Raw genomic sequence first — 11918 nt, forward strand, 5'->3', positions numbered from 1 at the left:
TGAAGATGCTGAAGCGCGCCGCCTTCTATCTGCTGCTCGCGGCGATCGTCTTCGTCGCGGTGTTTCCGTTCTACTATGCGATCGTCACCAGCCTGAAATCGGGGACCGAATTGTTCCAGGCGGGCCTGTGGCCGCGAACGTTCAGCCTCGGCAATTACCGCAACGTGCTGACCGAAGGTCCCTTCCTGCGCAACCTCGCCAATTCGCTCGTCGTCTCCGGCGCGGTGGTCGCCGTCTCGCTGCTCATCGGCATCACCGCGGCCTATGCGCTGGCGCGCATCCGCTTCCGCGGGCGCTCGGCGCTGATGCTCGCCATCCTGTCGGTGTCGATGTTTCCGCAGGTCGCCGCGCTTGCCGGGCTGTTCGAGATCATCCGGGCGCTGCATCTCTACAATTCACTCTTCGCGCTCATCCTGTCCTACATGATCTTCACGCTGCCGTTCACCGTCTGGGTGCTCACCACTTTCGTGCGCGACCTGCCGGTGGAGATCGAGGAGGCGGCGATCCTCGACGGCGCCGGGCCGTGGATCATCGTCACACACATCTTCCTGCCGCTGATGTGGCCGGCGCTTGCCACCACCGGACTCCTCGCCTTCATCAGCGCCTGGAACGAGTTCCTCTTCGCGCTGACCTTCACCTCCACCAACACGCAGCGCACCGTGCCAGTGGCGATCGCGCTGCTCTCAGGCAATTCGCAATTCGAGATCCCCTGGGGCAATATCATGGCCGCCTCGGTGATCGTCACCGTGCCGCTGGTGGTGCTGGTACTGGTCTTCCAGCGCAGGATCGTCTCCGGCCTCACGGCTGGCGGGGTGAAGGGGTGACCCGGGCGCGGCGTGCCCTCGGACCTCATGGCGGGCGAAGCAGTCGACGGATGGCCGAGGGACGCCTCTTTCCACGCAACCCTGACGCCTGTGCCGCGTTGGGGAAGGCGGAGGGGCTGTTTCGGATCGGAGATCGAGATGAAAACGCTGCTGCCCCTGGTCGCCGTCGCGCTTCTTGCCGGCACGCCCGCCGCGTTCGCCCAATCGGACGACACCAACACCGATGCCGTGGGACCGATGGTGACTGCAAACAAGGTCGACACCCAGACCTTCGTCACGACGGTGCCGAATGCCAACGCGTTCGAGATCGAGTCGAGCAAGCTGGCGCAAGAGAAGTCGGCATCGGCCGACGTCAAGGCTTTCGCGGCGCAGATGATTGAGGATCACAGCAAGGCCGGCGAGGATTTCAAGGCCGCCGTCAGCCAGGGCCAGACCACCGCATCGATCAAGCCCGCCGGCCCGGCGCTGCAGCCCAAGGAGCAGCAGATGCTCGACGACTTGAAGGCCGCCAGCGGCAAGGACTTCGACACCAAATACATCAAGATGCAGACCGACGCGCACAAGGACGCTGTCGCGCTGTTTTCCACCTATGCCAATTCCGGCGACGACCCGGCGATGAAGGAATTCGCCAAGAAGACGCTGCCGGTGTTGAAGATGCACGAGAAGCACGTGAAGGAACTGGCGGTCGCGCATCAGTGAGCCTTTGCCTTCTCCCCCCTGTGGGAGAAGGTGGATCGGCGCGTTAGCGCCGAGACGGATGAGGGGTGCTGGAAGGAATGAGACGGTAGCCGTTGCGCGCCTTTCGGCGTCGAGGGGAAGATTGTGTATGATTGGGCGTGTCGCCAAGCTGGAGCGCCCCTCATCCGACCGAGCTTCGCTCGGCCACCTTTCCCACACGGGGAGAAGGAGAGCCCGAGCTGCGCCACCGGCACAGCCACGAGGACGAACTCGTCTACGTGCTGCAGGGCAGCTGACGCTGGTCAAAACGGCGGCGAGGCGCTGCTCAAGGCCGGCGACTGCCCTACCTTCGCTGCGAATAGCAGCGACGGCCGCCACATAATCAACCGTTCATCGGTAACTACGCTATCTGGAGGTCGGCTCGCGTAACCCGGACGATGTCATCACCTGCTGCGACATCGATATGATGAGTCCTAGCTTGGATGGGAGCTCCTGCACAAGAATGGGACGCTGTGTCTGGAGTCAGGTCAGCGCCGAAATAGACAGCGCATATCCAACAAGATGGGCTATGGCAGCGAGACAAACTCTGTTACCACAGTATCGACTGGCGTCACGAATTTCGACATCCCGGGGGAGACATGACGGCGTACGGATTTTGGAACAATAAGGGTGGGGTCGGAAAGAGCTATCTCTCGTTTGTTGCTGCCTGCGAATATGCGCACAACCATCCCGATACCGACGTCTTTATATTGGATTTGTGTCCTCAAGCTAATTCGTCCGAAATTCTCCTAGGCTCAGACGAGCTATCGCTTAATTATACAAAGCTGCTTTTGGGGCCAGTTAGAAAAAGTATTGGGGGGTATATAGAAAGGCGCCTAAATTCCCCGTTCATAAATAATACAGACTATCGCGATTTTACGATATCTCCTGTCGAATATAACAAGCACATACCTGAGAATGTTCGCCTCGTTGCCGGCGACTACATCATGGAAGTATTTTCTGAAGCTATGCGCCAAGCGGCCCAATTGAGTATTCCATTGGATGCATGGAAGAAAGTGATAAATTGGATTAGGGATTTGGTTGTCCAGATAAGGGCAGACTACGGTCTAAGGGAGACGATGTTCGTTATCGATTGTAATCCAAGCTTTTCAATATATACACAAATGGCTCTCGTTGCCAGCGAGAAGCTTATCATTCCGTTCACAGCTGATGATAGTAGCCGGCGCGCGATTGAGAATGTCTTCGCGTTATTGTATGGCATAGGTGATGAGAAAACTCAGGCCTACGCAAGGATAAGCTTTGCTGCAAAGGCGAATAACGAGCAGGTTAATATCCCGAAGATACATACATTTATAAATAATCGTGTGACATTGTATGAAGGAAAGCCTAGTGCTGCCTTTAGAGCTGCAAGCCTACGTGTCAAGGACACTGTAGACAGGAATTTCAAGGGTCATAAATCACTATTCGATAGTTATGCGCTGTCACACCAAAAAGAGTTCATTGAAGTTCCTGACTACCATAGTGCTGCTATCGTCTCCACACTCTTGGGCATGCCAGTTCACAAACTGCGACCTGGGCCGAAGAAGATCAAAGGCGAACAGATTCAGCTTAACAAAGATCCCTTGGATCGATATAGAAAAGCCCTGGCGGGGTTCGTGGCGAGACTTTAGGTTTGGCATGTCGCAGGCATTGGTCTCGTTCTGGGAACAAATGCGGCGAGCCGACGCGCTTTCGGATGCGATAGTTCTGAGGGGAAAGTCCTTATCGGAGCGGCAAGTATTCTATCACGTTGATGTTGCTGCCCGGGTTGCTTCTTGGGATTCTTATCTGAACAAGATCGTTGAAGAAGCTTTAAACCGCGTTGGTGACCCTTTTAACGTAGAGGTCATTTCGCTTAAATCTCTTGTTTTAAGTCATGCCGAGATATTGGTCGATAAGTTTAATACGCCTAACTTTGAAAATTCTAGGAATCTTCTGATCAGAAGCGTTGGGTTTGACCCAATAGCGGTTTGGAATTGGCCACTAAGAAACATGACGTGGCAAATGACATCCCAGCGACTGAACGAGATTTTGAAAATTAGGCATAGCTTCGCGCACGGATTTGCTCTTCCTAGATACCCCTGGTTACCTCAACGTAGAGGGGAAGTCTATCTGAATAAAAAGATTTTAAACGATATAACGCGCTTATTGGAGCACCTAGCGGTTAGTACCGATGTAAACTTAGATATCTACTTAAGGGCCACGTACCGCACTGTTAATCCGCCACGATGGTAGTGAGGCAATCTGCTTAGGATTGCTTCCTCACCCAAAATACTCCTGCAGCGGCCGCACCTCCAAATTTCCCGCTCTTAGCGCCGCGATCGCTTCCGCCACCGCCGCAGCACCCGACAGCGTCGTGTAATACGGCACCTTCTGCATCAGCGTCGCGCGGCGCAGTGATTTCGAGTCCGACACCGCTTTCTGGCCGTCGGTGGTGTTGAAGACGATCTGGACCTGGCGGTTGCGGATGGCGTCCTCGATGTGGGGGCGGCCTTCGAGCACCTTGTTGATCTTTTCCGCCGTCACGCCGTTCTCGGCGAGGAAGCGGGCGGTGCCGGAGGTGGCGAGCACCTTGAAGCCTTGCTCTGCGAGGCGCTTCACCGCTGGCAGGATGCCCTTCTTGTCCTCGTCGCGCACTGAGACGAACAGCGTGCCGGAGCGGGGCAGGTCGACATTGGCGCCGAGCTGGCTCTTGGCGAAGGCCAGCGCAAAATCGCGGTCGAGGCCCATGACCTCGCCGGTCGAGCGCATTTCCGGGCCGAGCAGGATGTCGACGCCGGGGAAGCGGGCGAAGGGGAAGACGGCTTCCTTGACCGCGATGTGGCCGGGGTTGCGCGCGTCGGGCATCGCGCCGTAGTGGGCGAAGGCGTTTTCCAGCGTCTCGCCGGCCATGATGCGTGCGGCGATCTTGGCGATCGGCCGCCCGATGGTCTTGGCGACGAAGGGCACGGTGCGCGAGGCACGGGGGTTCACCTCCAGCACATAGACCGTGCCGTCTTGAATCGCGTATTGCACGTTCATCAGGCCGCCGACATTGAGCGCGCGGGCGAGCGCCGCGGTCTGGCGTTCCAGCTCGTCGACGAGGTCGGGATGCAGCGAGTGCGTCGGCAGCGAGCAGGCGCTATCGCCCGAATGGATGCCGGCCTCCTCGATATGCTCCAGGATCCCGGAGACGAAGGTCTCCTTGCCGTCGCAGAGGCAGTCGACATCGACCTCGATGGCGCCGGTCAGATAGGTGTCGAACAGCAGCGGGTTCTTGCCGAGCAGCGTGTTGATCTGGCCGGTCTTGTCGTTGGGGTATTTCTGCTTGATGTCCTCCGGCACCAGGCCGGGCACGGTGTCGAGCAGGTAGGTCTGCAGCATGCTCTCGTCATGAATGATCTGCATGGCGCGGCCGCCCAGCACATAAGACGGGCGCACCACCAGCGGGAAGCCGAGCTCGCCGGCGACGAGGCGCGCCTGCTCGACCGAATAGGCGATGCCGTTCTTCGGCTGGGTGAGGTTCAGCTTGTGCAGCAGCTTCTGGAAGCGGTCGCGGTCTTCCGCGAGGTCGATCATGTCGGGCGAGGTGCCGAGGATCGGGATGCCGGCCTTCTCCAGCGCGTCGGCGAGCTTCAGCGGCGTCTGGCCGCCGAACTGGACGATGACGCCGACCAGCTCGCCCGAAGCCTGCTCGGCGCGCAGGATCTCCAGCACGTCCTCCGCCGTCAGCGGATCGAAATAGAGGCGGTCGGAGGTGTCGTAGTCGGTCGAGACCGTCTCCGGATTGCAGTTGACCATGATCGCTTCATAGCCGGCGTCGCGCAGCGCAAAGGCGGCGTGGCAGCAGCAATAGTCGAATTCGATGCCCTGGCCGATGCGGTTCGGGCCGCCGCCGAGGATGACGACCTTCTTGCGCGCCGACACGCGCGCCTCGTTGTCGAGCGCCCCGGCGAAGGGCACTTCATAGGTCGAGTACATATAGGCCGTCGGCGAAGCGAATTCGGCGGCGCAGGTGTCGATGCGCTTGTAGACCGGATGAACGTCGAGCTTTTCACGGACCTTCTGGACGGCTTCGGCGTCGGTCTTCGTCAGCGAGCCGAGGCGGGCGTCGGAAAAGCCCATCGCCTTCAGCATGCGCAGGTTGACGGCATCCTGCGGCAGGCCGTGCTCGCGGATGCGCTCTTCCATGGCGATGATGCCGGCGATCTGCTCGAGGAACCACGGGTCGATCTTGCACATGGCGTGCACGTCCTCGAGCGAGGTGCCCATGCGGATCGCCTGCGCCACCATGCGCAGCCGGTCCGGCGTCGGCGTGCCGAGCGCGGCGCGGATAGCGTTGCGGTCGTCGGCATGGCTGGCGGCGCCGTGGGCGAGGCCGGGAATCTCGATCTCGTCGAGGCCGGTCAGGCCGGTTTCCAGGCCGCGCAGCGCCTTCTGCAGCGATTCCTGGAAGGTGCGGCCGATGGCCATCACTTCGCCCACCGACTTCATGGCGGTGGTCAGCACCGGCTCGGCGCCGGGGAATTTCTCGAAGGCGAAGCGCGGGATCTTCGTCACCACATAGTCGATGGTCGGCTCGAAGGAGGCGGGCGTCGCGCCGCCGGTGATGTCGTTCTCCAGCTCGTCCAGCGTGTAGCCGACGGCAAGCTTGGCCGCGACCTTGGCGATCGGGAAGCCGGTGGCCTTCGAGGCCAGCGCCGAAGAGCGCGAGACGCGCGGGTTCATCTCGATGACGACGAGGCGGCCGTCGGCCGGGTTGACGGCGAACTGCACGTTGGAGCCGCCGGTCTCGACGCCGATCTCACGCAGCACCGCGATCGAGGCGTTGCGCATCATCTGGTATTCCTTGTCGGTCAAGGTCAGCGCCGGCGCGACGGTGATCGAGTCGCCCGTGTGCACGCCCATCGGATCGAGGTTCTCGATCGAACAGACGATGATGCAGTTATCCGCCTTGTCGCGGACGACCTCCATTTCATACTCCTTCCAGCCGAGCACGCTTTCCTCGATCAGCACCTCGGTGGTGGGCGAGGCGTCGAGGCCGGACTGGACGATGTCGTAGAATTCGGCGCGGTTGTAGGCGATGCCGCCGCCGGTGCCGCCCATGGTGAAGGAGGGGCGGATGATGGCCGGCAGGCCGACATGGTCGAGCGCCTGGGCAGCGATCGCCATGGCATGGCTGATATAGCGCTGCTTGCGGTCGCCTTCGCCGAGGTTCCAGCGGGTTTCCAGCGCGTCGAGCGCGGCGTCGAGGTTTTCCGGGTTCTCGGCCTTGAGCGCCGCGCGCTCGGCCTCATGCGTCTTGCGGTCGGCGTTCTTGACGTCGGTGGCGTTGGCCAGCATCGAGCGCGGCGTCTCGAGGCCGATCTTGCCCATCGCCTGGCGGAACAGCGCGCGGTCCTCGGCCTTGTCGATGGCTGCTGCGTCGGCGCCGATCATCTCGACATTGTAGCGCTCGAGCACGCCCATGCGGCGCAGCGACAGCGCCGTGTTGAGCGCCGTCTGGCCGCCCATGGTGGGCAGCAGCGCGTCCGGCCGCTCCTTGGCGATGATCTTGGCCACCACTTCGGGCGTGATCGGCTCGATATAGGTGGCGTCGGCCAGCTCCGGATCGGTCATGATGGTGGCCGGATTGGAGTTGACCAGGATGACGCGGAAGCCCTCTTCCTTCAGCGCCTTGCAGGCCTGGGTGCCGGAATAGTCGAACTCGCAAGCCTGGCCAATGACGATGGGGCCGGCCCCGATGATCAGGATCGACTTGATGTCGGTGCGTCTTGGCATGTTCGAAAAATCCGTTCGGCGAGCGGCTTGCACGAAAAACCGGGACGGGGGGAGGACCCTGCCGGTTGTGCTTGCGATTCAGGTATCAGGCTAGGAGGGCTTTATAGGGAAGAGTTTGCGGGATGTAACCCCGAAAATGAAGGGGAGTAGGGGAGTAGGGGCTTTCTTTCCCCTACTGCCTTATTGCCGTACTGCCTTACTTCCCCAACGCCAGTTGATCCGTGATCTCGAAGCGTTCGGAGGCGCCGATGCGGATCATGTTGAGGGTGCCTTCGCGCGTGAAGCGGAATTCGTCGCCGGAGTCGGAGCCGGCGGGCTTGCCGTCGTGGAAATTGATGACGCGCGTGCCGCCGTCCGGCCAGGTCACCGTCACGGTGCTGTCGCCGCCTGTGCGCGCCACGCTTATCTCGCAACGGGTCATCGGTTGGCCGAGATGACGCGCGCAGGGGATATCGCCGGCGACGTCGGGGGCTGGGGCGTCGGATTGAGCGGTCGCCGCGGCCGCGAAAGCGAGGCCATAGGCGTCCTGCATGGCGGTCCTGCCGATCTCGACCGCGGATGGCGGGGCCGCGGGCTCGGTGCTGCCCAGGCGCGCAGCGATATCAGGTGGCGGCGCTTCGGAGGGCAGAGGCGATATGGCTGCCGCAGGCACCCTGGCATCGGTCGCCGGCGCAGCGGTGTCTTCAGGAGGCGACGCCGGGTTGGTGGGGCTGAGATAGCGTGCCGGCGCCCAGCCGGTTATGTGGGCGTCCTGCGTGTCCTCGACCTTGCACCATGGATAGTTGTTGACGGTCTTGCAGCCGTAGTTCTTCAGGGCCGCCCCGTTGGGGAGGCGCGCTTCGATCTTTCCGCCCGGTGAAGCGGTGGCGCGGATGTTGAGCAAATCATCCGGCTGGAGGCCGCCGATGATTGAAATGATCGGTCCCGTCGCATCCTGAGCCAGGGCAGGCAGGGCGGCGAGCAGCAATGGAGCGGCCAAGAGTACCTTCAGCGTCAGTCGGAGCGTAGCTTTGCGCTTCATCTTTTGGCTGCAATTTCCAAGGCGCGACCAGATAAGGGGCTGGGCTGCCGGATGTCATCCTGAATTTAGCGGCGATTGTGAGGCCCGAGGCATGCGCAAATCTCGCTTAGGCCGAAACCTCGACCTCCGCGGTGCCGACCGCCGGCAGATCCTTGTCGCCCTCCGCCGCGGCAATCACGCTGTCGAGCAGGCCCGGAAAACGCTTGTCGAGGTCGTCGCGGCGCAGCGTGATCAGCCGGCTGGTGCCGACCGCTTCGCTGCGGGTGACGCCCGCCTCGCGCAGCTTGGCGAGGTGGTAGCTGAGATTGGTCTTGGAGGCGAGGTCGAGGAACTTGCTGCAGTTCATCGGCACGCCTTCCTTGCTCGCCAGATAGCGCACGATGGCAAGCCGGGTCGGGTCGCCGAGCACGGCGAGCACGATCGGCAGGCTGATCTGGTCGGCGGTTGGATGGGGCAGGCTCATGACCCAGAATTAAGCACAAACGGCACGAACTTCAACGCGGCATCCCCTTGCGCCGATGCAGATGGCCACTTTCTCTCGGTCCCGTCCTGACACAGGGCTGTCAGCAGGGTTCAGCTATTTTGTCCCGGCTCGGTTGACATCATGCCCTGCTATGTCCAATTGTTCAATAACTTTTGAACTAAGGACAATTCCCCCATGGACAAGCGGATCTTCTGGCTTGCGCTCGGATCGTTCGCGATCTCGACCGAAGGCTTCGTCATATCGAGCCTTCTGCCCGACATCGCCGCCGATGCCGGCATTTCCGTGCCGCTCGCCGGCTCGCTGATCACCGCCTTCGCGCTCGCCTATGCGATCGGTGCCCCGGTGCTGGCGACGCTGACCGGCGAGTGGGACCGGCGGCGCGTCATCCTGTGGACGCTGGTCTTCTTTGTCATCGGCAACCTGGTGGCGGCGGTAAGCTCGTCCTTCGAGCTGCTTTTGATCGCGCGCATCGTCATGGCGCTATCGTCCGGCCTGTTCGCGGCGACCGCGCAAGGGACGGCCGTGGCGCTGGTCGACGACCATCACCGGGCGCGCGCCATCGCCGTCGTCGTCGGCGGCACCACCGTGGCAGTGGCGGTTGGTGCGCCGCTCGGCGCGCTGGTCGCGGCGATCGCCGGATGGCGCGGCACGTTCTTCGCCATCGCCGGGCTCGGCGCGCTGTCGGGCGCGATCCTCTGGTGGCGGCTGCCGCGGGGCATCGTCGGCACCAGGCTGCCGCTGAAGCGCAGGCTGGCGGCGGCGGTCCGCCCCGGCGTCATGCCGATCCTGCTGACGACTGCCCTTGCTCTTGTCGGCGCCTTCACCGTCTTCTCCTTCATCGCGCCTTTGGCCATCCAGGGGGGAGGGCTCTCGCCTATCGCGCTGCCCGGCATGCTGCTCGCCTTCGGCGTCGGCGCCGTCATCGGCAACATCGCCGGCGGCCAGGCCGCCGACCGTTTCGGCGCCACACGCACCGTCGCCTGGTCTCTGGCGCTGTCGGCCGCGATGCTCGTCACCTTCTCGCTGATCCCGACCTTCCTGCCGCATCATCTCGCCGGACCGGCGCTGATGGGCATGATGGTGCCTTGGGGCATCGTCGGCTGGGCCTTCCCGCCGGCGCAGGCGAGCCGGATCCTCAAGATCGCACCCGACGCCGCGCCCATCGTCTTGTCGCTCAATGCGTCGGCGCTCTATTTCGGCGTTGCGCTGGGTGCGGTGGTCGGCGCCGCGGTGCTGCGCTTCGGCGCGCCGGCCGAGCTTGGCCTGACCGCCGCCGTGTTCCCGATCATCGGCCTGGGTATTGTGCTGGCCGGTCGGGCATTCGCCCGGCCGGTCGCCATGCCGGCGGAATAAAGCTGCTCATGGAGCCTGATCGGCCGCCTCTTCAGTTCGAAGGGCGGCCGTCGGCATTGCCAGATCGAGATCGGCCACGGCGTCCAGCGCCGCGCGGAGCTTCGCTGCCTGCTCCGCGCCGACCTTTTCCTCGAACTGCTGCTGCGCGACGTTCCACAGCTTAAGCGCTTCGTCGAGCTTGGCCTGGCCTTGCGACGTCAGCCGCACGCGCTTGACGCGGCGGTCGTCCTTGTCTGCGAAAGTCTCGACATAGCCGTCGCGGATCAGCGGCTTCAGCGTGTGGCCGAGCGCGGACAGATCCATGATCAGCGCTTCGGCGATGGCGCCCATCGCGGGCTCGTCGCTGATTTGGATCTGAAAAAGCAGGCCGAACTGCGTGCCCTTCAGGCCCGAAGGCGCCAGCGCGTCGTCGTAGAAGCGGCCGAGGCTGCGCGCGGCGCGACGCAGCGTGGCATTGTTGCAGCGGCTGAATCCCGGTTTCTGGGCTTCGTTCATGGTCACTCCTTCGCCGGCGCAAAGACGCGCCAGCCTGCCGCAGAAATAGTTTTCGCCGCTGCCGTTGACAAGATAGTGGCATATACCCATTTCCCGAAAAGTGGCATATGCCACTAATTTAGATCGGAAGCCCGGCAGATGACGTGATCGTCGCGCCGGACCAAGCGAAGCGAACAAAGGAACAGGACAATGAGCACGAAGGACAACAAGGGCACGGCCGTCATCACCGGCGGGTCGTCGGGCATCGGCGCGGTCTATGCCGACCGGCTGGCAGAGCAGGGCTACGACCTGGTGCTGGTGGCGCGCCGCGCCGACCGGTTGCAGGAAGTGGCGGACAGGCTCGCCTATGCCTATGGCCGCAAGGTCGAGACGATCGTAGCCGATCTTTTGGTCGATGCCGATTTGCGCCGCGTCGAGCAGAAGGTGTCGACGGACGACAGCGTGACGCTGTTGATCAACAATGCCGGCGTGGGAGGCCTGGAGACGATTGCCGACGCCGACGCCGATGCGGCCGAGCGCATGATAAGGGTCAACGTCGTGGCGCTGACCAGGCTGACCCGTGCTGTGCTGCCGGGCCTCATCAAGCGCAACCGCGGCGGCATCATCAACATCGCTTCGGTCGTCGCCTATGGCATCGCCGTCGGCGGCATCTACAGCGGCACCAAGGCCTATGTCGCCAACTTCACGGAAGCACTGCAGAAGGAAGTCGCCGGCACGAATGTGAAGGTCCAGTCCGTCGTGCCCGGACCGGTCCGCACCGAGCTGTGGGACGTCTCCGGAATCAGCCTCGACAGGCTCAATCCGGACTGGATCATGAGCGCCGAGGATCTGGTCGACGCGGCACTTGCCGGCTTCGCCCAGGGCGAGACCGTCACCGCGCCCGGTCTTGCCGACGCTTCCGAGCTGAGCACTTATCTCGGCGCCCGGGATCATTTCTTCGGCAGCCTGTTCTCAGGCAAGCCGGCGGCGCGCTACGCCGTCTGAAGTGAGTTTCCTCGCCCCCGCAAAGCGGGGGAGAGGTGGCCGCGAAGCGGCCGGAGAGGGGGCTTCGTAGGGCGAGTCCCTTCGCAGGGTTACTTGTTAGGGTGGCGCCATTCCCCTCTCCTTCTCGGCTTCGCCGATCCACCTTGTATCTACACGAGAGAGATTTCGTGGGATTGAAGCGGTTGAGCCAAGGTCCGGCCGGTCAGCCGGACCTTGGCTTGGCGAAGTCGCCCGTACCACCTGAGGTTACAGCCGCGGGAGAGCTTGGGATCTTCGCCTT

The 11918-nt window shown here is 62.4% G+C and carries 9 protein-coding genes; 5 read left to right on the plus strand and 4 right to left on the minus strand.

The window, feature by feature from the left end:
- Positions 1 to 5: 5 nt before the first annotated feature.
- From FJW06_RS22380 to FJW06_RS22395, 3 genes are all read left to right on the plus strand, one after another.
- Positions 6 to 824 carry a carbohydrate ABC transporter permease gene (locus FJW06_RS22380; RefSeq protein WP_181178505.1) on the plus strand — a complete coding sequence of 273 codons (819 nt, stop codon included), beginning with the start codon at positions 6 to 8 and terminating at the stop codon, positions 822 to 824.
- 138 nt (positions 825 to 962) lie between these two features.
- Positions 963 to 1523, plus strand: coding sequence for a DUF4142 domain-containing protein (locus FJW06_RS22385; protein WP_140754558.1), 561 nt, complete (start codon positions 963 to 965; stop codon positions 1521 to 1523).
- 617 nt (positions 1524 to 2140) lie between these two features.
- A complete protein-coding gene (locus FJW06_RS22395; protein ID WP_140754560.1) occupies positions 2141 to 3172 on the plus strand; it encodes an AAA family ATPase in 1032 nt (343 codons plus the stop codon).
- Between the two features lie 631 nt (positions 3173 to 3803).
- Here the strand turns inward: FJW06_RS22395 and carB are convergent.
- From carB to FJW06_RS22410, 3 genes are all read right to left on the minus strand, one after another.
- Positions 3804 to 7301 (minus strand): carbamoyl-phosphate synthase large subunit, encoded by a 3498-nt coding sequence (gene carB / locus FJW06_RS22400; RefSeq protein WP_140754562.1) that lies wholly within the window; start codon positions 7299 to 7301, stop codon positions 3804 to 3806.
- 196 nt (positions 7302 to 7497) lie between these two features.
- Positions 7498 to 8322, minus strand: coding sequence for an SH3 domain-containing protein (locus tag FJW06_RS22405; protein WP_140754564.1), 825 nt, complete (start codon positions 8320 to 8322; stop codon positions 7498 to 7500).
- A gap of 106 nt (positions 8323 to 8428) precedes the next feature.
- Positions 8429 to 8785 carry a helix-turn-helix transcriptional regulator gene (locus FJW06_RS22410; protein WP_140754566.1) on the minus strand — a complete coding sequence of 119 codons (357 nt, stop codon included), beginning with the start codon at positions 8783 to 8785 and terminating at the stop codon, positions 8429 to 8431.
- A gap of 195 nt (positions 8786 to 8980) precedes the next feature.
- Here FJW06_RS22410 and FJW06_RS22415 point away from each other — a divergent pair, with 195 nt between their 5' ends.
- Positions 8981 to 10159, plus strand: a complete 1179-nt coding sequence (locus tag FJW06_RS22415; protein ID WP_140754568.1) for an MFS transporter — start codon at positions 8981 to 8983, stop codon at positions 10157 to 10159.
- A gap of 6 nt (positions 10160 to 10165) precedes the next feature.
- On the opposite strand, the gene FJW06_RS22420 is transcribed toward FJW06_RS22415, so the two are convergent.
- Positions 10166 to 10654: a MarR family winged helix-turn-helix transcriptional regulator gene (locus FJW06_RS22420; protein WP_140754570.1), complete on the minus strand. Its 489-nt coding sequence runs from the start codon at positions 10652 to 10654 to the stop codon at positions 10166 to 10168.
- 189 nt (positions 10655 to 10843) lie between these two features.
- On the opposite strand from FJW06_RS22420, the gene FJW06_RS22425 reads away from it, so the two are divergent.
- Positions 10844 to 11638 (plus strand): SDR family oxidoreductase, encoded by a 795-nt coding sequence (locus FJW06_RS22425; RefSeq protein ID WP_140754572.1) that lies wholly within the window; start codon positions 10844 to 10846, stop codon positions 11636 to 11638.
- Positions 11639 to 11918: the final 280 nt, after the last annotated feature.

This window comes from Mesorhizobium sp. B4-1-3, from assembly GCF_006439355.1.
GTDB lineage: Bacteria > Pseudomonadota > Alphaproteobacteria > Rhizobiales > Rhizobiaceae > Mesorhizobium.